General features: G+C 64.1%; 18 protein-coding genes. 13 read left to right on the top strand and 5 right to left on the bottom strand.

What is annotated here, in order from left to right:
* The first annotated feature begins 84 nt into the window (after positions 1-84).
* From SALLO_RS0102430 to SALLO_RS0102420, 3 genes are all read left to right on the top strand, one after another.
* Positions 85-1,122 (top strand): polyprenyl synthetase family protein, encoded by a 1,038-nt coding sequence (locus SALLO_RS0102430; RefSeq protein ID WP_022834735.1) that lies wholly within the window; start codon positions 85-87, stop codon positions 1,120-1,122.
* Positions 1,123-1,255: 133 nt separating this feature from the next.
* Entirely contained in the window at positions 1,256-2,968 is a 1,713-nt protein-coding gene (locus tag SALLO_RS0102425; RefSeq protein WP_228702759.1) for a S8 family peptidase, read from the top strand.
* 63 nt (positions 2,969-3,031) lie between these two features.
* Complete coding sequence (locus tag SALLO_RS0102420) at positions 3,032-4,036, top strand: zinc-binding dehydrogenase (RefSeq protein WP_022834733.1); 1,005 nt, start codon at positions 3,032-3,034, stop codon at positions 4,034-4,036.
* A 105-nt stretch (positions 4,037-4,141) separates the two neighbouring features.
* Here the strand turns inward: SALLO_RS0102420 and SALLO_RS0102415 are convergent, their stop codons facing one another.
* Positions 4,142-5,530: an alkaline phosphatase gene (locus tag SALLO_RS0102415; protein ID WP_022834732.1), complete on the bottom strand. Its 1,389-nt coding sequence runs from the start codon at positions 5,528-5,530 to the stop codon at positions 4,142-4,144.
* Between the two features lie 494 nt (positions 5,531-6,024).
* Here SALLO_RS0102415 and SALLO_RS0102410 point away from each other — a divergent pair, with 494 nt between their 5' ends.
* The 3 genes from SALLO_RS0102410 (at position 6,025) to SALLO_RS0102395 (ending at position 9,014) form a co-directional block, all read left to right on the top strand.
* Entirely contained in the window at positions 6,025-6,567 is a 543-nt protein-coding gene (locus SALLO_RS0102410) for a hypothetical protein (RefSeq protein ID WP_022834731.1), read from the top strand.
* A 730-nt stretch (positions 6,568-7,297) separates the two neighbouring features.
* Entirely contained in the window at positions 7,298-8,227 is a 930-nt protein-coding gene (locus SALLO_RS0102400; RefSeq protein WP_022834729.1) for a patatin-like phospholipase family protein, read from the top strand.
* On the top strand, positions 8,220-9,014 hold the full coding sequence (locus SALLO_RS0102395; protein WP_022834728.1) for a YdcF family protein: 795 nt from the start codon (positions 8,220-8,222) through the stop codon (positions 9,012-9,014). Before SALLO_RS0102400 ends, SALLO_RS0102395 begins: the two co-directional genes overlap by 8 nt.
* Here the strand turns inward: SALLO_RS0102395 and SALLO_RS0102390 are convergent.
* The gene (locus SALLO_RS0102390; protein ID WP_022834727.1) at positions 8,996-10,009 is read right to left on the bottom strand and encodes a DUF4382 domain-containing protein; all 1,014 of its coding nucleotides are present in this window, start codon (positions 10,007-10,009) and stop codon (positions 8,996-8,998) included. The two genes, SALLO_RS0102395 and SALLO_RS0102390, sit on opposite strands and share 19 nt — an antisense overlap.
* Positions 10,010-11,078: 1,069 nt before the next feature.
* Here SALLO_RS0102390 and SALLO_RS0102385 point away from each other — a divergent pair.
* The 7 genes from SALLO_RS0102385 to SALLO_RS17540 all read left to right on the top strand — a co-directional run bounded on the left by SALLO_RS0102385 (position 11,079) and on the right by SALLO_RS17540 (position 19,813).
* A complete protein-coding gene (locus SALLO_RS0102385) occupies positions 11,079-13,355 on the top strand; it encodes an acyl-CoA dehydrogenase family protein (protein WP_022834726.1) in 2,277 nt (758 codons plus the stop codon).
* A gap of 106 nt (positions 13,356-13,461) precedes the next feature.
* Positions 13,462-14,817, top strand: coding sequence for a Trk system potassium transporter TrkA (gene trkA, locus SALLO_RS0102380; protein ID WP_022834725.1), 1,356 nt, complete (start codon positions 13,462-13,464; stop codon positions 14,815-14,817).
* Positions 14,810-16,345, top strand: a complete 1,536-nt coding sequence (locus SALLO_RS0102375) for a TrkH family potassium uptake protein (protein WP_022834724.1) — start codon at positions 14,810-14,812, stop codon at positions 16,343-16,345. The genes trkA and SALLO_RS0102375 overlap by 8 nt, the downstream gene beginning before the upstream one ends.
* A 144-nt stretch (positions 16,346-16,489) precedes the next feature.
* The gene (gene rpsF / locus SALLO_RS14650) at positions 16,490-16,849 is read left to right on the top strand and encodes a 30S ribosomal protein S6 (RefSeq protein ID WP_022834723.1); all 360 of its coding nucleotides are present in this window, start codon (positions 16,490-16,492) and stop codon (positions 16,847-16,849) included.
* Between the two features lie 41 nt (positions 16,850-16,890).
* Positions 16,891-17,103, top strand: coding sequence for a 30S ribosomal protein S18 (gene rpsR, locus SALLO_RS0102365; protein WP_022834722.1), 213 nt, complete (start codon positions 16,891-16,893; stop codon positions 17,101-17,103).
* Positions 17,104-17,148: 45 nt separating this feature from the next.
* Positions 17,149-17,607 carry a 50S ribosomal protein L9 gene (rplI, locus tag SALLO_RS0102360; RefSeq protein WP_022834721.1) on the top strand — a complete coding sequence of 153 codons (459 nt, stop codon included), beginning with the start codon at positions 17,149-17,151 and terminating at the stop codon, positions 17,605-17,607.
* Positions 17,608-17,707: 100 nt separating this feature from the next.
* Positions 17,708-19,813 (top strand): protein-disulfide reductase DsbD family protein, encoded by a 2,106-nt coding sequence (locus SALLO_RS17540; protein WP_051141261.1) that lies wholly within the window; start codon positions 17,708-17,710, stop codon positions 19,811-19,813.
* A gap of 3 nt (positions 19,814-19,816) precedes the next feature.
* On the opposite strand, the gene SALLO_RS0102350 is transcribed toward SALLO_RS17540, so the two are convergent.
* The 3 genes from SALLO_RS0102350 to SALLO_RS0102340 all read right to left on the bottom strand — a co-directional run bounded on the left by SALLO_RS0102350 (position 19,817) and on the right by SALLO_RS0102340 (position 23,520).
* Complete coding sequence (locus SALLO_RS0102350) at positions 19,817-22,306, bottom strand: endonuclease MutS2 (RefSeq protein ID WP_022834720.1); 2,490 nt, start codon at positions 22,304-22,306, stop codon at positions 19,817-19,819.
* Between the two features lie 103 nt (positions 22,307-22,409).
* A complete protein-coding gene (locus SALLO_RS0102345) occupies positions 22,410-22,913 on the bottom strand; it encodes a hypothetical protein (RefSeq protein ID WP_022834719.1) in 504 nt (167 codons plus the stop codon).
* 121 nt (positions 22,914-23,034) lie between these two features.
* Complete coding sequence (locus SALLO_RS0102340) at positions 23,035-23,520, bottom strand: BrxA/BrxB family bacilliredoxin (RefSeq protein ID WP_407689954.1); 486 nt, start codon at positions 23,518-23,520, stop codon at positions 23,035-23,037.
* Positions 23,521-23,811: the final 291 nt, after the last annotated feature.

Genomic DNA, 23,811 nt, shown 5'->3' with positions numbered 1-23,811 from the left:
GCTGCCGGGTGTACAGGCCTCAAACATCTCTCCCGAACCGGCGTAGCATTGCGCCGAACCTTTCAATGGTAAATGAAAATCAAAATGCCTGACGCACCGCCTCCTTCGGTCGACGGTTCTGCGCATGCACCGCCCGAGCCGCCCATTCCCACCGACCTTGCGGCCATCCGGGCCCCCGTAGCGGACGAGCTTTCGGCCTTTCGCACCTACTTCCGCGAGGCCATGCGCGCCGATCAGTTCCTGTTGGATAAGGTGACGCAGTACGTGCTGCGCCAGAAGGGCAAACGGATTCGCCCGCTCCTTGTCCTGCTCTCTGCGCAGCTGTTTGGCCCAGTGGGGGAGCCGAGTTTCCGCGCGGCGGCACTCGTCGAACTGCTGCACACGGCCACCCTCGTACATGACGACGTGGTGGACGAAGCGGACGAACGGCGCGGCGTGTTTTCGGTGAACGCCCTGTGGAAGAACAAGGTGGCGGTGCTGCTCGGCGACTTTCTCCTGAGCCGGGGCCTGCTCCTGTCGCTCGACCATCAGGATTACGACATCTTGCATACGCTCTCCGACGCGGTGCGCCGCATGAGTGAGGGCGAGCTCCTGCAGATCGAGAAGTCGCGCCTGCTCGACATCGACGAGGCGACGTACTTTCAGATCATTGGCGACAAGACGGCCTCGCTCATTGCGGCGTGCACCAAAAGCGGCGCCGTGAGCACCACCGACGACGACACCGCCATTGAGCGGATGCGCGTGTTTGGGGAAAAGCTCGGCCGTGCGTTTCAGATCCGCGACGACTTGTTCGATTATGCCGGGGCCGACGTGGCGGGCAAGCCCATGGGCATCGACCTGCAGGAGAAAAAGATGACGCTGCCCCTGATCTACGCCCTTCGCGAAGCGCCGAGCGCCGAGCGCAAGCGTATCCTCAAGATCGTAAAGAAAGACGACAAGGATCGCAGCGATGTGCGGGCAGTCACCGCATTTGTGAAAACGCAGGGCGGCATTGCCTACGCCCGGCAGCAGATGACAACCCTCGCCGCCGAAGCCCGCGCCTGTTTGGACGACCTGCCGCCGTCCGACGCGCGCGCCTCGCTCATCGGCCTCACGCAATACACCATCCGCCGCACCCGATAGCGCTACGCGCACGGCTCAGCCGATCCGGCACTGCACCTCCGGTAGCAACATCACCGAACCGTCATCGTTCGGATGCTCCAACGGTTTGTTTCATAGCGCCTTCCGCTCCATGACGTCAGCGATACGCGTTTCCATGGGCCTGCTCCTGGCCCTCACCCTCACCGGGTGTGCCGCCTCCCGCTCCACCGCGCCCGCCACAACCGCCGCATCGTCGGGCGCAACGGCTCCCACAGCCGCCGCGCCCGACACCACGGCCCCTGCCGCCGCCACGGCACCATCCGCGCCCGACTCCGCCGCAACGCCGCCCCCCGCTGCGCTGGTGCCCAACACGGCCGGCAAGGCCTGGCACCTGCAAAGCGGGCAAACCTCGCCCTATCCCGGCCTCAACGTCACCGGCGCTTACGCCCTACTGGCCGACCGGGCGCCGAAGCAAACGGTAACCGTGGCCGTCATCGATGGGGGCGTGGACACCGCACACGTGGATCTGGACGACAACCTGTGGGTGAACTCCGACGAGGTGCCGGGCAACGACACAGACGATGACAAGAACGGCTACGCCGACGATGTGCATGGGTGGAACTTCATCGGTGGCCCCAACGGCCAAAATGTCAACCACGACACCTACGAGCTGACGCGCATCTACGACCGCCTGCACGCACGCTTTGCCTCGGTTGACAGTGCCGCTGTGGCCGATAGCGCGCGCCAGGCGTACCAGCGCTACCAGGAGATTAAGGCCACCTTCCAGAAACGCCGGTCCGAGCTGCAGACGCAGTACAACCGCATGCAGCAGGTCAACCAGCGCGCGCAGCGGGCGGTGGCCACGCTCAAAGAAACCACCGGCCTCGATTCGCTCTCGCAAGCCGCCGTGGAGGGCGCACAGCCGTCGTCGCAAGCAGCCCAGCGCGCCAAGGCGATGCTGCTCTTTCTGTACAATCAGAACGTATCGCCGAAGCAGCTCGACGACTACGTGACGTACCTGCACGACCAACTGAAGTACGGCTACAACCCCGACTTCAACCCGCGGCCGCGCGTGGGCGACACCTATGCCGACAAAACCGAGCGCTACTATGGCAATCCGGACGTGACCGGCCCCGATGCCGAGCACGGCACCCACGTGGCCGGCATCATTGGCGCCGAGCGCGACAACAACGAAGGCATCAACGGCATCGCTCCAGTGCGCATCATGGCCATCCGTGCGGTGCCCAACGGCGACGAGCGCGACAAAGACGTCGCCAACGCCATCCGGTATGCCGTAAACAACGGCGCCGACATCATCAACATGAGCTTTGGCAAGAGCTACTCGCCGTACAAGAAGGTCGTCGACCGCGCCGTGCAGTATGCCACCCAACACGACGTGCTGATGGTGCATGCGGCCGGCAATGACGGTACCAACATCGACTCCACCGCCAACTATCCCTCCAAGTATTACGCGGGCGGGGGGCAGTCGTCGACGTGGATTGAGGTGGGCGCCTCCTCCTGGAAAAATAACGGCCAGTTGGCGGCCGACTTTAGCAACTACAGCGCAACGCGCGTCGACGTGTTTGCCCCGGGCGTTGACATCTACTCAACGGTGCCGGGCGGCAAATACAAGCGCAACAGCGGCACGAGCATGGCCGCGCCCACCGTCTCGGGCGTGGCCGCACTGCTGATGGCGTATTTCCCTGAGCTGAGCGCCCAACAGGTGCGACAGATCATCCTGGAAACGGCCACGCCGTACGCCAGCCGGTCGGTCACGCGCCCCGGGGGCAAGGCATCCGTTTCTTTTGGGAAATTGTCCGTGACGGGCAGCATCGTTAACGCCAAAGCCGCCGTTAAGCGCGCCCAGCAGCTCACGGACGACTCGTAACGCGCGCCGCCGCGCCACGCGTTGCATCGTTCATCCATTGTGTCATCTTACCGTTTCCATCCTATGGCCGATACGTACGAGAAGTGGGTCGCCACCTCCTTCAGCACCGACTTTCGCGCCGCTGCCGAGCGCGTTGAGGAGCCGCTGCCCGACCTGGGGCCGCACGACGTGCTGGTGCGCAACCGATACGCCGGCGTCAACGCGACCGACGTCAACATCACCGCGGGCCGCTACACGCCGGGCGTCCGTCCGCCCATCGATCTGGGCGCCGAAGCGGTGGGCATCGTGGAAGCAACCGGGGCGAAGGTCCGCCACCTGCAGCCCGGCGACGCCGTGGCCACCAATACGCTGGGCGGCGGCTACCGCACGCATCACGTGGTGCGCGCGAGCCAGGCCGTTCCCATCCCCGAGGCCTCGCCCGAAGCCCTCAGCATCATGGTGAGCGGATTGACGGCTTCCATCGCGCTGGAGGAGGTGGGCGGGCTCTCGACCGACGAGACGGTGCTGGTAACCGCGGCCGCCGGCGGAACCGGCCAGTATGCTGTGCAGCTGGCGAAGCAAGCGGGCAATCACGTAGTGGGCACCTGCGGCACCGACGCGAAGGCCGCGCTGCTTGACGACCTGGGCTGCGACCGCCCCATCAACTACCGAACCGAAGATGTGGCGACGGTGCTCTCCGACGAATACCCCGACGGCGTAGACCTCGTGTACGAAGGCGTGGGCGGCACGCTATTCGACACCTGTGTGCAGGCCCTGGCGCGCCACGGGCGGCTGCTGAGCATCGGCTACGTGAGCGAGTACCGCGACGGCCCGTCCCCGGTCCAGGCGCCCCGCATCTACACGCAACTGCTCCAGAAGTCGGCCGCCATCCACGGGTTCTTTCTGCCGCACTTCGCCGAGCACTTCGCCGACCACATGCAACGCCTCATGAAGCGTCAGCAGACGGGGACGCTGCAGGTGGCCATCGACGAAACCGTGTTTGAGGGCCTTGCGACCGTGCCGGACGCCGTGGAGTACCTGCACAGCGGCGAGAGCCGGGGGAAAGTGGTGGTGCGCTTCCCCGAATAGCCCGGCCCACGGTCTCATCCACCCAACCATAAGTACCGACAGGGCGCGCCGTGTCGATGCGCGCCGTGTCGGTACGGCGTATGCAGCACAGGATGCAGGCGCGTGCTATTTTCCAGCGGCCGCTTTGGAGGCCATATCCTTGCGCAGCTGTGCGGTTTGGGCGTCCAGGTTCACGCCCATCAGCCGGGCGAGCGTGTCGCCGACGTACGTGTTGTCGTGGTGCCCGATGAAGTGCGCGCGCCCCGGGCCGAAGGCGTACAAATTCACGTCGCGGGCCGTGTGGCCGTGGGTCGTCCAGCCCGTGCGCACCCGGCGGCCCACAATGTCGGTGATGACACCACCAAACGTGTAAACATCTCCAATGGTGGCTGCTTCAGCAATGTGCTTGCGCTCCTCGTCGGTCAGGTTGCTGAAGCCAAGCATTTTCTGCACGACCTTGGCCGGTTCGCGGGCTTCTTTGGCGGCTGCATACATCGCGCCGTGCGAGGCCTGCACCTGCGCGAGCTTCTTCGGATACCAGTGGTATTCGCTTTCGCCGTCCACCTCGCGCGCCAGCGACAGGCCGCCGGTGGCATGATCCGAGACCACCACGACGAGCGTGTTGCCCTGCGCGCGGGCCGCGTCGAGCGCCACCTGTACGGCATCATAGAACGCAAGGATATCGCCGGCGTGGGCCGCGGCGTCGTTGGCATGCCCGGCGTGGTCGATCCGGCTCCCCTCAATCATGAGGAAGTAGCCCTCGGGATCGTCTTTCACCAGATCGATCGCCGTGCGCGCCATCTCCGCAAGGGACGGCTGCTGGGTCGTTTCGCGATCAATCTCGTACGCCATGTGGCTCGCGGCAAAGAGTCCGAGCACCGGCGGCTGCTCAATAGCGGCTAGTTCCTTGGCCGTCGCGGCATACCGGTAGCCGTCGGCCGTGGCCGCCTCGATCAGGTTGCGGCCGTCGGCGCGCCGCCCGTCATCCGATGTGGGGAGAAAGTGCCGCCGCCCACCGCCCAGCACTACCTCGATGTTATGCTTGAGCATCTGCGCCGCGATCTCGTTCTCCTGGTCGCGGTCGGGCACGTGCGCCGCGAAGGCAGCCGGGGTGGCATGCGTGATGCGGCTCGTAGCCACCAGCCCGGTTGCCATGCCGCGGGCCTCGGCGGCCTCCAGAATCGTCCCCAGCGGTTGCTTCTTGGGGTTTACGGCAATGGCGCCGTTGTACGTTTTGACGCCCGTGGCGTACGCTGTGGCCCCCGCCGCCGAGTCGGTGATCCGCTGGCTGGTGGAGTAGGTGTGCACCGAGCCCGTCTGCAGGCTATCCAGCACCGTCATCTCCTGCCCTCGCAGCGCGCGCAGCATGTCGCGCCCCATGGTGTGCGAGGCGGGCCCAAAGCCATCCGGAATGAGAAGGATCACTTTTTTTGGCGTATCGGACGTCTGGCCGTGGGCCATGGGAGCGCTTCCCAGCAGGAGGAATGCAGCAACGAGCAGCAGGCGACGGAGCATAGCACAAGTCATTTGTGGACAGAGGAGTGCGAGGGATGCAATGCGGCCTTTTTTTCATCAGTTCCCCCGCCGCAGCATACGCGGGCAAAGATAGCACTCCGTTAATCTGATGTGCGCCGCGGGGACATCGTCGCCTCACATACGAACGCGGGCCGCGGGGGGTAGATTGGAACGGTGGATGCAATTGCCTTGGAGCGCGTGCCACAGGATTGCGAATGATGCAGGAATCTGTTATTTTATGCAATGCTTGAAAGCTCGATTTTACGAAAGCAGCGCCGGATGCTGTCCGCCTTTGCCGACGCGAAGGTTAATCATCTGATCGAGACCAAACAGGCGTTAGGACGGACGCAAGGCTCCGGCATTTCACCCAACGCCGCGTGCTGTGTCGTAATTGTAATTCACCAGTGGTGCCAGGCTCCCCAGGGCTGCTAAGCTCAATCTCGTTATGCAGCAGATGTTATCGTTGACAATTCGAATTGAAAATCAAGACGCTTATGCTCCGTTCGATCTTTTTTCTGCTTGTACTGATTCTTATCTCCGATATCTCGTCTGTCACAGCACAGGATAGTACTTATGTGCCCGAGTATGAGCTCAAGGCTGGCACGGAACTCGTTGCTGTATATATGGGGGCTGAAAGCTGTGGCCCTTGTCATGCCCCCAAGGTGAAGCAGGCTATAAAGAGGATGAAAATTATCCTCGACCAGCGCGCGAAGGAACGTGGCTGGTATTTTTCAGCGATGGGAGTAGCCATGGACTGGAAGGTGTCCACTGGGTACAAATTTCTTCAGGAAAATGGCCGGTGGGACGAGGTGATCGTGGGGAAGAACTGGATAAATCTCGCCGTTTCTCGGTTTTTATGGTCCGATTCTTCAGCCCATACTGGAATCCCTCAAGTCGTACTCTTGAAACGCACGGTTAATCCTCAATCTGGATGGATTGAGTTGTCCGAGTATCAGGTACTGGCGCGTCATCACGGCTCGGACGATATTTCGAAATGGATTGGAAATGGTGCGCCTCTCCCAAAAAAAGTTAAATAATACATTGGATTTATTATTAATATAATTATTTAATATGTTACGTGACAATCAAGCCAAGAGATACCGCAACCTTCTGTTCGGTAGCCTTGCCGGCACACTGCTATTTCTGACCCTTGGCACACTGGCCGACCAAGCATGGCTGCTCGTTGGGGCGGCTGCCTCTGTGGGTGCGTTGGTTTTGCTTCTCGGGCGAGGCGTCGCCCTTCTTCTTGACGGTCTTCAACGCACCGAATTAACCGCGGCGCTGGTCGTAGGGGTGCTGATGGGGCTCCTTGGAATTGCACTCGGTGATTTACACGGATCCCTCGTCCTCATGCTGCTGAGCGAGGGAGCCGGTGGGGTGGCCGCAATGTTGCTTTGGCCGTCTGTGCGCCACACGTCGGCCGCTACACGTAAGCCGTAGCCGACATGCCGAGCGGATGTGTGGCACACAAGACGCTGTAGCCCCCGCAGGGCGTTGGCAAGCCAACCATCTTCCATCGGTTTCAGCACTTTGACACATTGGATTTAGGCAATGCCGGCAACCGCTCCGTATGGGTGCGGTGGGAGACCGGCACGCAGGGGGCTCCTTTAGCGCGGCCCTCCGATAAGGAGACGGGCAGTGATGCCCCGTGTGCCCCGCTGCAGCGTAGAATGCGGGGGAACCCCTCTCTGCGATCGATTGGGTTGATGTAGGGCGTGCCATCTCGTATGCTGCATACGTTACGCCCGTCACAACATCTACGGTTGTATGCCAGACGCACACACTGCATCGCAGCACCCGCATCGCCCCTTTACGCTGGTGTTGGCCGGCGGCGGCGCCCGCGGCTATGCGCACGTGGGTGTGCTTCGCGCGCTGGCCCAAGAGGGCTGGCGACCCCACGCCATCGTAGGCGTGTCGATGGGAGCCCTTGTGGGGGCAACCTATGCCCTGCGCGATGACTGGTACGAGGCGCTCTTGCGCATGGACACTACAGCCTTCCCCGATCCATTTCCCACGAGCCACGACTTTCGCCGGGGGTGGCGCCCGCGCATCGAGGCCATGTGGCACGTGGTCCGGTCGCTGGTGACGATGGGCACCGGATGGGGCGTCGGCGAGCCGTGCCAGGCGGCCGGCATGCGCGTGCTGCAGGACGTCACCAACGACCGCGACCTCTCAGACAGCCGCCTCCCACTCGCCATCTGTGCGTCCGATCTGCGGTCGGGGCAGCGGGTCGTCTTTCGTGAGGGCAATGCCGCCGAACGCGTCTACGCCAGCGTGGCCATCCCCGGCGTGCTTCCGCCGTATGCTCTCAACGATCGCCAGCTGGTGGACGGCATCTTTACCGACTCGGCGCCGGTAGACCTCGCCCGCACGTTTGATCCCTCGGTGGTCATTGCGGTGGACCCGACGCAGACCCTCGCGCCCACGTCGGTGTGCAACGGCTTTCAAGCGGCGTTGCGCGCGGTTGAGATCTGCCAGATGCGGCTGTCGGAGATTCGGTTTGAGCAGGCCGATTGCGTGCTGCGGGCGCGCTTCTCGCGCACCATCGACACGCTCGACTTTAGCATGCGGCGCGAGTGCATCGCGGCCGGCGCGTTTGCTGTGCGGCAGCAACGCGAGGAGCTGCGCCACCTGCTGCGCGCCTCCGTCTCACCGTCCGCTCCTGCCCCGTTGTCTTCCGCCCGGGCGCATGGGTAGCCTCTACCTCTCCAAGGTTCTGACGCTGCTGCTGTACCCGCTCACCTGGAGCCTCCTGGCGGTGCTGGGCGGCGGGCTGTGGGCGCTGCGCGCGCCGCGGTGGGGGCTTGGAGTGGTGTTCGCGGGCGGCCTCCTGCTGTATGTAACCGCTCTGCCCGTCGTTTCCACGGCGCTGCGTCGTTCGCTCGAACAGCAGCATCCACCCCAACCGATCGCCGCTACCCCCTCGGCCGATGCGATTGTGGTGCTGGGCGGTGGCATTGCGGCAGCCCACCCGCCGCGGCTCTATCCCGACCTCAACAGCGCAGCCGACCGGGTGCTGCATGCCGCGCGCCTCTACAAGGCGGGCCACGCGCCCTGTATCATCGCGAGCGGCGGTGCGGTGCCCTGGCATCAGCAGTCGGAGGCACCGGCCATGGAGATCGTATTGCAACAGCTTGGGGTGCCGCCGCGCGATGTGATCCTTGAGGCGGAGAGCCGCTCGACGTACGAGAATGCGCAACACACCGCCCAGCTTGCCCGCCGCACCGGGCGCGACACACTCTTGCTCGTTACGTCGGCGCTCCATATGCGGCGCGCGCTTGCCACCTTCCGGTCAACGGGCCTGGTGGTACACCCTGCCCCAACAGACTACGAAGCAGTGGAGCGGTCCGATACGGTGCTCGCATTTCTGCCCGATGCGGCCGCGCTCGCCGGTACCACCGCCGCCCTCAAGGAGTACGCGGGCTACGCCGTATACCGCTGGCGCGGATGGATTGCCGCACCGCCTCATTCTTCTTCAAACTGAACGTAGCGTGCCAGGTTGTCGTTGCGAAGCTCGCCCCAGCCAACGTTCACCCGTACGCCGGGCGCGAGGTCGTCCACCGCGTAGCCGGCTTCAAACTCCGTTTCCTCGACCACCATCAGGGGGACACCCAGCAGATCGAACGTCACGCGCTCGGCCGAAGTATCTACGGAGGCAATGGGGGCCTCAAAGACGTACACCGCCCCGCGATCGTAGGGCTCGATGTTTTCCACCTTGCGCGCCACCAGCGTCCCGTCGTCACGCAACACCGCGTCGATGCCCAGGTCGATGCCGTCGTAGTAGCTGTCGAGGCCGTTTTCCAGGACAAACACCGTAGATTCGTTGTAGTGCACCGGCACGCCGCCCACTTCAACGATGCGGGCTTCGGTGTCCAGTCCGTGCGAGATGCCATCGAGCTGCACCGTCGTCACGGGCTCGGCATTAAACGTAAACGATTGCACCCGCACGGTGGGCTTCAGCAGAAAGCGCCCCGGCGTTTCGATGAACGACTGCTCGACATTGAAGTCGAGCGTTACGCTTCCCACGTCGCTTCCGGCGTCGACCGTAAACGAGGGCAGCAGGATCTTGATGCCGGTTTGCGGCCCGCTGGGCACTTTCAGATCCACACGTGCGCCGTTCGCCTTTTCGACGTACCCCTCGGTGCCCACAATCAATCGGAGCTGTTCGTAAGTGCCCGGCGGCACCGGGGCATCGGCCAGTTGCAGCGTCCGGCCATCCTGCAGCGTCAGCAAATCAACGGTCTGGGCCGCATCGCTGAGCACCACCGGCTCGCGGGCCGCGCCGGAGGGCACTAGCGTCACCCGCTCGATGGTCACCACCGCCTTGGCCAGCTCGGCCGGGGCATCCGTGAGATGGACCTGCAGCCGACCATTGGCTTCAGGATACGGCACCGAAGAGGCGGTTGTGTCGCAGCCCACAAGCACAAGAAGGGCTACAGATAGTACGCCGAGGGCGCGCTTGATGAGATGGTGCGTCATACGTTCGATGTACGGTTGAGTAGATGTCGAGGCGGCAGGCCCTGCACCACGCATGCGGCGGCCCCACGGTCGTTCAGGATGCTTCCGCTCCCCAAGCCCCCCGTACCGCGAACCAATGCGCGGGTGTTGCCCGCTGTACAGACACAATCTGTAAACACAAAAATGATGCCGGCGCCGGTAGTTTCTACAGATCGGGAAGATCTTGCCACCTGTAGGGAGGAGGCAGACGGCGGCTTGCATCCACGCGGCCTGCAGGCCCATCGCACGCGTAATCGTGCATCCGTCTTGGGCACTTCAAAACTGGCTCGCGCTTCCGCGGCACGTCGGTGTCATTTTGCATATCACTTCCGAACAGCGTAAGCGCGAACAAGCACAATGTATGCAACGGCCCTGGACATCTTGGGAGAGAGTTTGGGCATGCCCGTGCCGAAGCCTCTAGCTAGGCCATCCAAGAAGGAGGAGCAAGGTCATGCTGAAAGGGCAATCTCCGCAATGGGACGCTCCTGCCTGTACATGGAGATCTCACCAGGGGCATGACCTCCGGCCCCCACGTCATTCACATGCGTTCATTCCTCGCGATGACAAGGAGTGTACTCCTTTTTTGTGCTTTGCACGTGCAGTTGGTGAAACCTGTCCAAACAGCCATCTGAACCACCAACATTGCATTTCTATCATCAACCACTGTTGTCATGGCGAGGAGCCGAAGGCCGCGCGTGGGCCCTTAAGTCATCCCGGAGGCGAGGCCGAAGGTCATGCCTGTGGTGAGGCCTTTAGGTCATCCCGGAGGGGCAATCTCCACAAGCGAGCAAAAACTTGCCGGATATTGCAATCGGAGAGAGACGCACTGACAGAACAACGGCATGAGGAATCGTGAGACCGCGCCGAGTGCTTTAAAGCCAGCTCATACTTCCGGGCCACATCATCGTCATTTTGCAAATCACTTCTGATCGGCATCAACACGAACCTAAAATTGATGCGATTGCCCTGACGCAGCGTGCAGGCGGTGGCCTTTGCCGCATGTGGTTTGTACATTGGGTGGGCATGTTTTACACACAAATCGCCCGGCCGTATGTCCTCCGCTTCCAATGTCCCCCGCCCGCTGCTTCCGCTGCTGTACCTGGCCTGGGCCGACGGCATCCTGACGCCCGCCGAGCAGCGCCTGATACACGACCGCTGCGCCGCGCTCGATGATGCCGCACCGGACCTCTGCAAACGACTCAAGGCATGGACCGACCCGTCCGATCCCCCCTCGGCGACGCAATACTTTCGATGGGTGCGCGCGCTGCAGACGGCTGCGGACGATATTCCCCAGGCGACGGCGCGCTCCCTTACCGAGCTGGCGCAGGCGCTTGCTACCAATGGCGATTTACCGGACGCCACCGCGCGGGCGCTGGCCGACATCGAAGCCGCACTGGGCGTGGACAGCCGCGAGGTGCTGGGGGATCTGCTGGGACACCGATCGGCCGACACGCCCCCGCCCGACGCGCCCGATCTTCCGTTTGCTGTGGAGCAGCTGCAGGCGGTGCTGGATGGCGACCGGGCCGAGATCAAAGACCGCCTGCGCACACTCCTCAACGACCCGGCATTGCACCCCGACCCGTCGCTGCCCACGCCGGCCTACCGCGAGGCCGTACTGGACGTTTGCAAGCGGCTGGCCGCACAGGGCCTCGGCGCCCTCTCCTATCCCAAGGCGTACGGCGGCCGCGGCGACATTGGGGCGTTCATCACCACCTTTGCCATGCTGGCGTATGGCGACCTCAGCGTGGTGGTGAAGTACGGCGTGCAGTTTGGGCTCTTTGGCGGCAGCCTGCAACAGTTGGGCACCCAACGGCACCACGAGACGTACTTAGAACGCGCCGGGACGCTCGACCTTCCGGGGTGCTTTGCGATGAGCGAAACCGGCCACGGGTCGAATGTGCGCGACCTGCAAACCACCGCGCGCTACGACCCTTCCGATGAAACGTTTATCCTGCACACGCCCCACGACAGCGCGCGCAAGGATTGGATCGGGAATGCCGCGGCCCACGGGCAGCTGGCCACGGTGTTCGCCCAGCTCGAAACCGAAGGCACCACGTACGGCGTGCACGCCTTCCTCGTACCCATCCGCACGGCCGACGGCGCCCCCGCCCCCGGCGTGCGCATCGAAGACTGCGGCGAAAAGATGGGCCTCAACGGCGTCGACAACGGACGGCTGTGGTTCGATCAGGTGCGCATCCCGCGCGCCAACCTGCTGGACCGCTACGCCACCGTGCACCCCGACGGCAGTTACGAAAGCCCCATCCCCAGCGCGGGCCGCCGGTTTTTTACAATGCTCAGCACCCTGGTGGGCGGACGCATCAGCGTGGCGCGCGCCGGGCTCAACGCGGCCAAGAAGGGCCTTACCATCGCCATTCGCTACGGCAACACGCGACGACAGTTTGGCCCTAAAGATCGCTCCGAGGTGCGCATCCTGGATTACCGCACGCACCAGCGCCGCCTGTTGCCGCCGCTCGCCACTTCGTATGCCCTGCACATGGCCCTGGAGGACCTGACCGAACGATTTGCCGCGCGCGCCGCGGGGGCGAACCTCTCCGATATTGAGGCCACGGCGAATGCCCTGAAGGCCTATGCTACTTGGCACACCACCCACACGCTCCAAACGGCCCGCGAGGCCTGCGGCGGGCAGGGCTACCTCGCCGAAAATCAGATTGCCCAGCTCAAAGCCGATACCGACGTCTTTACGACCTTCGAGGGCGACAACACCGTGCTGATGCTGCAGGTGGCCAAGGGCTTGCTCTCGGACTTCCAGCGCGAGTTTCGTGACCTCAACGTGCTTGGCATGATGCGCTTTGTGGCCGGCGAGGTCACCACCCGCGTCACCGAGATGAACCCCATCGTGAAGCGTGCCACCGACACCGAACACCTGCGCGAGGCCGATATGCAAGGCGACGCCCTGCGCTTTCGTGAACGCGCGCTCGTACAATCGGCCGCCCAGCGCCTCAAGCACCGGATGGACAACGGCGCGGCCCCGTTCGATGCGTTTGTGGAGGTTCAAGATCATCTGCTTACCCTTGCCCACGCGCACGCCGAGCGGGTCGTGTTTGAGCGCTTCGTCGATCGCATCGCTACAGTAGAAGACGCTTCCAGCCGCTCCGTGCTGAACACGATCCGTTGCCTGTACGGCCTGCATCGGTTGGAAGCGCACCGTGCCTGGTTCTTGGAAAAGGGCTACTTCGAAGCGCCCAAGTCGAAAGCCATTCGCACCGAAGTGAACACGTTGTGCGGCGAGATCCGCCCCTGGGCCCGCGCCCTAACCGACGCCTGGCAGATCCCGAGCGGCGCCCTGCAGGCCCCCATCGCCCAATGACGGCCCCGCTGCCCGCGCCACCTACCGGCAGGATCACCCCGCCCTGCTGCGAGTTGGCACGCCTGCACTTTTTTCCTCTCCATGATCCAATGCTGCGGCCCCTCCCATGCGAATTGTAGTCGTTGGCGCCGGCGAAGTAGGCTTCGATGTCGCCCAGATGCTGGCCACCGAGCAACACGATGTCGCCGTCATCGACATCAATCCAGAAATTTTAGATCGCGTCCGGCAGCAGCTCGATGTGCTTACGGTGGAAGGAAGCGGCACCTCCACCCGCGTTCTCGACCGGGCCGGCATCCAGGCGGCCGACATGCTCATCGCGGTAACGGCCATCGACGAGGTCAACCTCATTGCCTGCATGATGGCCGACCGCATGGGCGTTGAAACCACCGTGGCCCGCCTCCGGTCTGACGAGCTCAAAGATACCGACGCCGTGTTAGGCGGCGAAGATTTTGGCATCGACCTCATCATCCACCCCGAAGAGAGCGCCGCGCTGGAGGTGGTACAACTGATGGAGCGCGCCGGCGCTACGGATGTGCTTACGTTTGGCGACGGGCGGCTTCACCTGGTCGGCATCCGCCTCGACAAGTCGTCGCCCGCGGTGGGGAAAACGTTGCGGGCGTTCGTCAAAGAGCATCCGTCCCTGGCCTTTCGCGTGCAGGGCATTGTGCGCGGCGCGCGCTCCATTTTGCCGCGTGGCCATGAGACGTTGCAGGCCAACGACCAGGTGTTTGTCCTCGTAAAGCCCGACTGCGCCGCCGACGTAGCCCGCGCCATGGGTAAGGGCGACGTGCAGATGCGCGACGTGATGATCCTTGGCGGAACGCGCACCGGTGCCAGCATTGCCGAGCGGCTCAGCCACAGCCCCGAGCGGCGCGTGAAGCTTATCGAGCCCGACCGCGAGCGAGCCGCGGCCCTCGCCGAGCGCCTGGAGCATGTGATGGTGCTGCACGGCGATGCGACCGACGTCGACCTGCTGGTGCGCGAGGGATTGGGCGAAATGGATGCCTTTGTGGCCGTCACGAACGACGAGGAATCAAACCTCGTCACCAGCCTGCTTGCCAAGCACCTGGGCGTGTACAAAACCGTCGGCCTCCTTTCGAAAGGAGCGTACATCCCCATCAGCCAGGCGATCGGCCTCGACGCCGCCATCAGCAAAAAGCTGGCGGTATCGCGCGAAGTCCGGCGCTACCTGCGCGGCAAGCACGTGCTGAGCGTGGCGACGGTGCACGGCCTGGATGCCGAAATTTTGGAGATCGTGGCCGCCGAGGACGCGCCCGTCACCCGCCAGCCGCTCAAGGGCCTCGACATTCCCAACGGCGTAATGATTGCCGCGGTGGGGCACGACCAAGCAGACGCCGAGATTGCAACCGGCGACACCCGCATCGCGCCGCACGACCGGGCCATCGTCTTCGTTCTTCCCGACAAAGTTGAAGCCGCCGAGCGCCTGTTTCACCATGCGTGATATCGATACCTGGGATTTGTCGAAGGGCGTGCTGCACGTGCCGGTGGTGGTGCGCACGATGGGCGGGCTGCTGCTCTTTTTAGCGGCCGCCCTGCTCGTGCCTGCGCTCACGGGGGCGTATTACCTCGAAATGCAGGCCGCGCTCAGCTTTTTCACGACGGCGACCGTTGCCGGGGCGTTGGGCGGCGCCGCTTGGTGGGGCATCGACGATCCGGGCGAGGACGCGCTGCGGGTGCGCGAGGGCTTCGTGATCGTGGCCCTGGCCTGGGCCGTGCTCTCGGCCGTTGGTGCCCTTCCGTTCATCTTTGGCGGCGTATTGGAGAGCTACACCGACGCCTATTTTGAAACGATCAGCGGCTTTACCACTACCGGCGCTACCATCTTTGGCGGCGGTGGCAATATGGCCATCAGCGCCATGCCCCGCGCCCACATGCTGTGGCGCAGCCTGGCGCACTGGATGGGCGGCATGGGCATTATCGTGCTCACGCTGGCCATCCTGCCCATTTTGGGCGTCGGCGGCATGCAGCTCTTCAAGGCAGAAGTACCCGGCCCCTCGGCCGACAAGCTAACGCCACGCATTCGCGAGACCGCTCGCAAGCTGTGGCTCATCTACGTTGCCATCACCGGGGTGCAAATTGCGCTGCTAACCCCGGCCATCGGCCTTTTTGAAGCCGTAAACCACGCGTTTGCCACCATGGCCACGGGCGGTTTCTCCACCCAGGATGCGTCCGTCGCGGGCTTGCAATCGGTGTACGTGGAGTGGGTGATCATCGTGTTTATGTTTTTGGCCGGCATGAACTTCGTGCTCCACTTCCGCCTGCTGCGCGGGAACGTGGGCATCGTGGCAAAGGACACGGAGTTGCGCACCTACGCCGGCATTGTGGGCGGCGCGGCGCTGCTCATCACGGTGGCCACGTGGCGCCCGCTTGCCGATCTGCACGGCGCGGCCTTCGCACCCGTGTACGAGGGCTTCCACGAAGCCGTACGCGTGGCGCTCTTTCAGGTCATCTCGCTCGTAACCACCACCGGCTTTGCCACCGCCGACTACGAGCTGTGGCCGCCGCTTGCCATTGGCGTCGTCTTTCTCCTCTTCTTTGTGGGCGGCATGGCCGGGTCAACCGGCGGCGGCGTGAAGGTCATCCGGCACGTCTTGCTCTACAAAAACTCGTTCAAGGACCTCAGGCAGCTCGTGCACCCGCAGGCCATCTTGCCGGTGCGCCTCAACGGATCGGTGGTGCCCGACGACGTGATGCGCAACGTCCTTTCGTTCATGGTGTGCTACGCCGGGCTCATTGCCGTGGGCACGTTCTTGCTCTTCTGCACCGGCGTAGACCTGCTGACCGCCATCGGCGGCGTGCTCTCGTGCCTTGGCAACATCGGCCCCGGGTTTGGCACCTTGGGCCCCACCGAAAACTACGCCCACCTCTCGATGTTTGCCAAATGGGTGCTGTCATTTCTCATGCTGGCCGGGCGCCTGGAACTGTTTACCGTACTCGTGCTCTTTGCCCCCACCTTTTGGCGTCCGTAGGCGCTCGTTGGGGGTTTCCACGGGCTCTTCAACTGATGGCGGGACATTTCAGGCGTCACGCCGTTAGCATGAACTGCTATATTTTCCCTGCTCCGCTTGCAACGGGGCATGCATTACGTTCATTCCATAGGGAGCATCTATCACATGGCTCAACGCAAAAACCAGTACGAATTCACTTACGTCATCAGCGGCGTGGTGAAGCAAGACCAGGTCGACGGCATCATCCGCAACACCAATCAGTTTGTGGAAGAGCACGGCGGCGAGATTCTTGAGGTCGACGAGTGGGGCAGCCAGCGCCTCGCGTATGAGATTGACCGCAAGCGCAGCGGCTACTACGTGAACATGTACTTCAAGGCCCCCGGCACGCTGATTCAACAGCTGGAGCGCCAGATGGAGATCAACGACGACGTGCTGCGCTACCTCACGCTGCGCATGGATGCGAAGATGATTCGCCACTACGAGAAGCAAGCCTCGCGCCGCGCCGTGGCCTCCGACGACGCGTAACCGCCCCTGCCCGTCCATTCACTGAACGACACCAACGACTGATGGCTGACCAAAACGACCTCGAGTACGACCAGATTGAGTACATCGACTACAAAGACGCCGAGTACCTGGAGCAATTTGTGAACAAGCAAGGCAAGATCCTGCCGCGCCGCGTAACCGGCCTGCCGGCCCGCCTACAACGCCAAGTGACGCGTGCCATCAAGCGCGCCCGTCACCTCGCCCTCTTGTCCTTCGTGGAAGACAACGTGCGCTAACCCCGCGCCTCGCTTGTTACCTGTTGAACCACAACTTGTAAACGCATGAAAGTCATTCTGAAGGACAACGTTGATCACCTCGGCAACGCCGGGGAAATTCACGAAGTGGCCGACGGCTACGGCCGTAACTACCTCATCCCGCAGGGCCTCGCGCGCATTGCCACCGACGGCATGATTAAGCAAGTGCGCGAAGAAGAGCGTCAGGCGGCGCGTAAGCTTGCCGCCAAAAAGGAAGACGCCGAAGCCCTTAAAGAGGAGCTGGAGAGCATGCAGGTCGTCTTTACGGCAAAAACGGGCGAAGACAACCGCATCTTTGGCACCGTTACCACCCAACAGATTGCGGTGGAGCTGGCCAACCGCGGCTTCGATATTGACCGCCGCGACATCAGCCTCGACGAAGACATTCGCCGCGTGGGCAACTACACGGCGTACATTCAGGTGCACTCCGACGTCGAAGCCCGCTTGAGCTTGCAGGTCATCCCCGAATCGGGCGGTGATTTTTAGCACAGCCCGCACACGACGCTGAGCAACATCCGAAACGGGTGCTCGTTACGAGGACGTAGCGTGGCACCCGTTTGGTATGTAGGCTTCATGTAGGACGTTTATGACGGTTTCTTCTCTGCTTCGCCGCTGGTTGATGGCTGCTGCCGTGCTGTGGGTCGCGGGCCTCGCGGCGCCCACGGCCCAGGCGCAGCTCCTTGGCTCGGCCCAACAGGTGACCTGGACGGCCGAGGCGCCGCCGGTTGTCGCCCAGGGCGATACGTTCACGGTGCGCCTGCGCGCCCAAATCGCCGACGGCTGGAAGATGTACGCGCTCGACTCGCCACCGCCCAGCCGCGCCGTCAACCTTCAATGGGATTCCCTGGCTGCGGGCTTCGCGCCCAACGGCCCCACCCGGCAATCGCCCCCGCAGCGAGGGTACGCCCCGAATTTCAAAAAGGACGTCACCTACTTTACCGATACGGCCACGCTGCGCGCGCCGATGCGGACGACCGCTAGCGCCTCCACCGGCGCACGCTCGGTGACCGGCGTTGTGGAGTACATGGTGTGCGACCCCACCATGTGCCTCCCGCCTACCCGCACCACGTTTAACGCTGACTTGCGCGTGATTCCGGGACAAGCCCCATCGGCCGATGCACAGGCATCGCCGGTTACGGCAGACGCCACGACAGACACTGCCCCCGCTACTCCATCAACCGACGCATCGGCCCCTAAGACGACCCCAAGCACGACGCCGCCCGCTGCATCGTCGGGAGACGCTGCCGCGCCTGCTCCTTCCGCGAAGGCAAAGCCGGCGCCCACAACGGCCCCCGAACCGTCGCTCGCGGATGCTTCCGGCGTTACCGCGGGGGCCAACGGCGGCCTGTGGGGGTTTCTGCTGCTGGCCATTGGCGCCGGAGCGGCCGCCCTGCTCACGCCGTGCGTCTTTCCCATGATTCCGCTCACGGTGTCTTACTTCACCAAACACACCGGCGGCCGGGCCGAAGCGGTGCGCATGGCGGGGTGGTACGGCGTGGCCATCATCGCCACGTTTACCGGACTGGGCGTGCTCATGGCGCTGCTTGTGGGGGCCTCGGGGGCCCAATCCATTGCGGCGAATCCGTGGGTCAACCTGTTCATTGGCAGCATCTTCGTGATCTTTGCGCTGTCGCTGCTGGGCCTCTTTGAGCTGCGCCTGCCCAACCGCCTCATCAACTACGTCAACAGCCAGGGCGAGGCCCGCTCGGGCATGGCGGGCGTAGTATTCATGGGCCTCACGCTCACGCTCGTTTCGTTCTCCTGCACCGCACCGTTCGTGGGCGGGCTGCTGGCGGCCACCGCGGGCGGCGCGTGGTTCTATCCCGTCGTGGGCATGGCCGCTTTTAGCGCAACGTTTGCCACGCCGTTCATCGGATTTGCGCTGTTCCCGCATGCGCTGGAGCGGCTTCCCAAATCGGGCGAGTGGATGAACGTGGTGAAGGTGACGCTAGGCTTTGTGGAACTCGCCGCGGCGCTCAAGTTCTTGTCGAACGCCGACCTCGTGTGGGGCACCAACCTCCTCTCGCGCCCGCTGGCGATTGCGCTCACGGTGGTCATCTTCTTCCTGGCCGGCCTGTACCTCATCGGCAAACTGCGCCTTGCGCACCATCCGCCACCCGCATCGATTGGGGTGGGCCGCCTCCTCATGGCCGTGGGCTTCTTCGGAACGGCCTTGTACCTGCTGCCCGGCCTCCTGGGCGCGCCCCTGGGGGCGGCCGACGCCTACCTGCCGCCCCGCCAGGCCTCCGACGTGAGTCTGCTGGCGAGCACCTCAACGGCTACGTCGGCCCCCTCGCACGCCGAGCGCTGGCACACCGATGCCCCGAAGGACGCGTTCGAACAGGCGCGGGCTGCGGGCGAGCCGCTGTTCATCGACTTTACCGGATACACCTGCACCAACTGCCGGGCAATGGAGGCCAATGTCTTTCCCAAACCGGCCGTGGCGCGCCAGTTTGACGCGCACTACACGCTGCTGCGGCTGTACACCGACGGCGACGAGGGCCCGCGCTTCCAGCGGATGCAGTTACGCATGACCGGCACCACGGCGCTTCCCACGTATGCCGTCGTGGATCCCTTCAGCCGCACCGTGTTGGCGCAGCACAGCGGCACGGCCTCCGTTGACGCCTTTGCCGACTTCCTGGCGCAAGGCCGCGCGGCTTTTGCCGCCCAGCAGCCCCTCGCGCAGCGCTAACGGCTACGTCAGGCGGACGATGGTGACGCCGCTGCCGCCCTGCTCGATGGGCGCGATCTCGAACGACGCGATGTCGGGGCGCCGCGTCAGCATCTCATGGATGGCCGCGCGCAGCGCGCCGGTGCCTTTGCCGTGCAGAATTTCGACGGAGTCAAGGTCGGCGGCAATCGCATCGTCGATGAAGTGCTGCACCCGCAGGCGTCCCTGCTCGGCGCGCTCGCCGCGAACGTCAATGGACGGACTCGCCTCCAGCGCGCGCATCATATCGTCGGTGTAGCCGCCAGAGCGCGGGGTCTCGTTGGTTTTGGGGCCGCCCACCTTGGTCAGGCGCTCCAGGTCGACGCGCATGTGCATCTGCCCCATGATGACGACGGCCTCATCGTCCTCGACGCGCTCTACTTCCAGCTCGGTGTCGCCGTCATCGAGCACCACCCGGTCGCCGGCGGCAATGGGTCCGGCGACGGCTGCCGGTGCGGTTTGCGGCGCGGGCGATGGCTGGGCGGGGGACGAGGAGCGGGCGTCGGAAGGGGCCTCGGAAGGCGACGCTGTGGGTGTATCGTCTGCTGGTTCGCGGGCGTCGGCGGCCTGCTCTGCCTCGTCCTGCAGATCCTCCTTGAAGTCCTCAAGCGCCGCCCGCGCTTTCTGGGTGGCCGCCTTTTCGGCCTCGGCCTCCTTGATCTCACGGATGGTTTGCTCGATCCGCGCGTTTGCGTTCTTCACGATGCGCTCGGCCTCCTCCAGCGCCTGCTGGCGGTAGTCCTCGCGCTCCTTCTGCACGGCGCGCCACTTGTCCTCGTAGCGCTGCTGCTCCTTTTCGGCGGCCCGCCGGGTCTTGCGCGCCTCGGCCAGCTCGCGCTCCAGCGCCTGGGTGCGCTCCTCGAACGTGGTGATGAGGTCCTCCATCGCCGTCTTCTGCTCGCCCGCCAGCGCTCGCGCCCGGTCGAGCAACGACGCCGGCAAGCCCATCCGCGAGGCAATGTCGAAGGCGTACGAGGAGCCCGGAATGCCTTCCTGGTACTGATACGTGGGCTCCAGCGTCGCCTGGTCGAACGCCATCGACCCGTTTTCCACCCCCTCGGCCTCGTGGGCATACACCTTCAGCGTACCGTGGTGCGTGGTGGCCAGCGTGCGGGTGCCACGAGCCGTCAGCTCCTCCAGTACCGCCTGCGCCAGCGCACCGCCCTCGTCCGGATCGGTGCCGGTGCCGGCTTCGTCGATCAGCACCAGCGCCTGCTCGTCGGCGTGCTGCAGCATGTGCTTCAGGTTGCCCACGTGCGAGCTGAACGTCGACAGGTCGTCTTCAATGGATTGCTCGTCGCCAATGTCGACCATGAGGCGGCCAAACAGCGGCAACGTGGAGTGGGGAGCGACGGGCACCGGCAGGCCGTACGCCAGCATCAGCGACAGCAGCCCCACCGTTTTCATGGCCACGGTTTTGCCGCCGGCGTTGGGCCCGGTAATGACCAGCGTGTTGAAGTCGTCGCCCAGCGATAAGGTCAGCGGAACGACCTGATCGCGTCCGTTGCCCTCGTGCGCCTCGGCAAAATGAAGCTGCAGCACCGGGTTGCGCGCCTCGTGCAGATCGATACGCCCGGTGGTGTTAAGCTGCGGCACCACCGCTTCCAACCGATTGGCGAGGCCCGCCTTGGCCTGCAGCAAATCGAACTGCGCCAGCGCCTTCAGATTATCATCCATCGCCGCGCGCGCCGCACGTAGCCGACCGGTGGCTTCCCGCAAGATGCGTTCAATCTCGCGGCGCTCGTCGCTCCGCAGCTCGCGCACCTCGTTGTTAAGCGACAGGCACGCCGCCGGCTCGATGTACACCGTCTGCCCCGTGGCGGAGGTGTCGTGCACGAAGCCTTCCACCTTGCGCTTCGCCTCGGCCCGAATGGGAATGACCATGCGCCCCGCCCGCAGCGTCGGCTGCTCCTCGGTGGCGTAGCCTTGCCCCACGGCCTTGCGCAGCTCGCGGTCGAGGGCCGCGCGCAGGTCGGCCTCGCGCTGCTGAATCTGGCGGCGGATGTGCTGCAGCTCCGGCGATGCGTCGTCACGCAACCGCCCCTCGTCTGTAAGGATGGAGCGGATGTGCGCCCGCACATCATCCAGCGGATCGACGCGGGCCACGGCGTGTGCCAGCTGCGGGTAGTCCGACGCCCGATCGCCAAAGTAGCGCTGCAGGTCGCGCAGCGTCCGCAGCACCAGGCGCACCTGATGCAGCTCCTCGGGGTCTACGTACGCCTGCTCGGGTGCCGCCCGCTTCAGGATTGGCCGAAGGTCGTGCACGTGATGCAGCGGCACGGCCGCATCGTAGCGGAACGCATCTTGGAGCTCCGCCACACGCGTGAGCTCGTCTTCCAGAAATGACATCGTGCGGGCAGGCGCCATCTTCTCAATCCGCTCGCGCCCCAAGTCGCTCTTGGCACGCGCAAGCAGGCGCTGACGCAACACATCGAAGCCGAGTTTTTCTTCGAGCCCGGCGGGGTAGGTTTTCATAACAGGGACGGCAACGGAGCAACAGACGGCGCGATGCGCTCTACTCTGCCAAGCAGCGGGCGGTTCACCGCGCGTATGCACATCCTGGAAAATTTACGGACGGCTACGGCCGTTGCGCGCGCCAGGTGCCCGTTACGTGCACGGTGCCTTCCCACCCGCTGCCCGGGGCCGGAGGCGCCTGCAGCACAAGGTCGAGCGTGCCGCCAACGGTGGTTGGGCTCACGTGCGCAACGTGCAGCGACCCGGCTTCCGTTGTGAAGGTGTGGCCGCCGGTGAGCTCCAAAAACCCCGCCATGCCCGGACGCCCGCCGGGGCGCTTAACGGCAAGCAACGCCGGATCGATGACGTGGTAGGTGCGGCGGCGCAGCGGGAGCGGATCGACCTCCACCGAAAGGCCCATCGCGCCGGCCGCGCCAAGCTCCAGGCGCACCAGCCGATCGTCCGCCGTGAAAAAGTACGCCGGTCCACGCAGCGTGTCGACGCGCGCGCCGTCCACAAAAAGTTGATAGCGTCCGGCCGCGATGGGCGGCGGCGCACCGGACTCGTTCTGGGGCCAGCAGCCGATGCTGCATACGGTCAGAAAGAGAAGGACGGCGAAGCGGGGCATCGTTGATGAAACCACAACAGTGCACGGCTGGGGATGCAAACGAAACGCCCCACGGGCCAATGAGGCAGCGTGGGGCGCGATGATGAAGGTGCGCGCTGCAAGCAGGCAGCAACGCGCGGGGCTACATGATGGAACGGAAAGTGGACGGCACGTTGTCGTTGGACGCCGTGCGCGGATCGGCCGGATGCGTGGGCGCATCGGACGGCGGTTCCTCGTCTGTGCAATACGCCTCAAACGCGTGCTTTAGGTCCGCCGCAATGGCGTTGGCGCTACGCCCTTCAATGTGCTTCCGCTCGATGATATACACGGGCTCTCCGTTGCGGAAGAGGGCCATGAACGGCGACGACGGCGGGATGCCGGGCAGGTAGGTATCGCGCACGTGCTTGGTGGCCTCCAGGTCTTGCCCCGCAAACACCGTTACGTAGCGGTCGGGTTGCACGTCGGCCTCGCGGGCCATCGCGACCGCCGGGCGGGCGTTGCCGGCCGCGCATCCGCACACCGAGTTCACCACGAGGAGCATCGTACCGTCGGCCGCGTCAAATGCAGCGTCCACGTCCGCCGGCGTCTTCAATTCGTCAACGCCCAACTGCGTAAGCTCTGCACGCATGGGCTGTACCATTGCTTCTGGGTAAGGCATAAAACACCAATCAATCGGTCGGAAAATCAGCAAGGGGCTGCACTGCACCGTTGCAATGCAGCTTGTGAACGACACAGCCATCGGGCATGATCCACAGGCGGCCGTGCGCCAGACATCCGGGGGTCTTACAGGAAAGCGTACAGCTGGCTGCGCCAATTCTTCCGTTAACACCGCGCCAACGGCCCTACTTTGTTGTAGCGATCGTGGTGCATGTTGTGTGCGTCGTTCTTCACCACCTTCTGCCCTGATTTGGGAGCATGA

The sequence above is a fragment of the Salisaeta longa DSM 21114 genome, from assembly GCF_000419585.1.
GTDB lineage: Bacteria > Bacteroidota > Rhodothermia > Rhodothermales > Salinibacteraceae > Salisaeta > Salisaeta longa.
The sequence above is the reverse complement of the archived record's forward strand: the minus strand, read 5'-3'. Positions and strand labels throughout refer to the sequence as shown.

Excerpts from the sequence above, each read along its gene's own strand:
- SALLO_RS0102430 (WP_022834735.1), top strand. The coding sequence starts at position 85 with ATGCCTGACGCACCGCCTCCTTCGGTCGACGGTTCTGCGCATGCACCG.
- SALLO_RS0102425 (WP_228702759.1), top strand. The coding sequence starts at position 1,256 with ATGGGCCTGCTCCTGGCCCTCACCCTCACCGGGTGTGCCGCCTCCCGC.
- SALLO_RS0102420 (WP_022834733.1), top strand. The coding sequence starts at position 3,032 with ATGGCCGATACGTACGAGAAGTGGGTCGCCACCTCCTTCAGCACCGAC.
- SALLO_RS0102415 (WP_022834732.1), bottom strand. The coding sequence starts at position 5,530 with ATGCTCCGTCGCCTGCTGCTCGTTGCTGCATTCCTCCTGCTGGGAAGC.
- SALLO_RS0102410 (WP_022834731.1), top strand. The coding sequence starts at position 6,025 with ATGCTCCGTTCGATCTTTTTTCTGCTTGTACTGATTCTTATCTCCGAT.
- SALLO_RS0102400 (WP_022834729.1), top strand. The coding sequence starts at position 7,298 with ATGCCAGACGCACACACTGCATCGCAGCACCCGCATCGCCCCTTTACG.
- SALLO_RS0102395 (WP_022834728.1), top strand. The coding sequence starts at position 8,220 with ATGGGTAGCCTCTACCTCTCCAAGGTTCTGACGCTGCTGCTGTACCCG.
- SALLO_RS0102390 (WP_022834727.1), bottom strand. The coding sequence starts at position 10,009 with ATGACGCACCATCTCATCAAGCGCGCCCTCGGCGTACTATCTGTAGCC.
- SALLO_RS0102385 (WP_022834726.1), top strand. The coding sequence starts at position 11,079 with ATGTCCTCCGCTTCCAATGTCCCCCGCCCGCTGCTTCCGCTGCTGTAC.
- trkA (WP_022834725.1), top strand. The coding sequence starts at position 13,462 with ATGCGAATTGTAGTCGTTGGCGCCGGCGAAGTAGGCTTCGATGTCGCC.
- SALLO_RS0102375 (WP_022834724.1), top strand. The coding sequence starts at position 14,810 with ATGCGTGATATCGATACCTGGGATTTGTCGAAGGGCGTGCTGCACGTG.
- rpsF (WP_022834723.1), top strand. The coding sequence starts at position 16,490 with ATGGCTCAACGCAAAAACCAGTACGAATTCACTTACGTCATCAGCGGC.
- rpsR (WP_022834722.1), top strand. The coding sequence starts at position 16,891 with ATGGCTGACCAAAACGACCTCGAGTACGACCAGATTGAGTACATCGAC.
- rplI (WP_022834721.1), top strand. The coding sequence starts at position 17,149 with ATGAAAGTCATTCTGAAGGACAACGTTGATCACCTCGGCAACGCCGGG.
- SALLO_RS17540 (WP_051141261.1), top strand. The coding sequence starts at position 17,708 with ATGACGGTTTCTTCTCTGCTTCGCCGCTGGTTGATGGCTGCTGCCGTG.
- SALLO_RS0102350 (WP_022834720.1), bottom strand. The coding sequence starts at position 22,306 with ATGAAAACCTACCCCGCCGGGCTCGAAGAAAAACTCGGCTTCGATGTG.
- SALLO_RS0102345 (WP_022834719.1), bottom strand. The coding sequence starts at position 22,913 with ATGCCCCGCTTCGCCGTCCTTCTCTTTCTGACCGTATGCAGCATCGGC.
- SALLO_RS0102340 (WP_407689954.1), bottom strand. The coding sequence starts at position 23,520 with ATGCGTGCAGAGCTTACGCAGTTGGGCGTTGACGAATTGAAGACGCCG.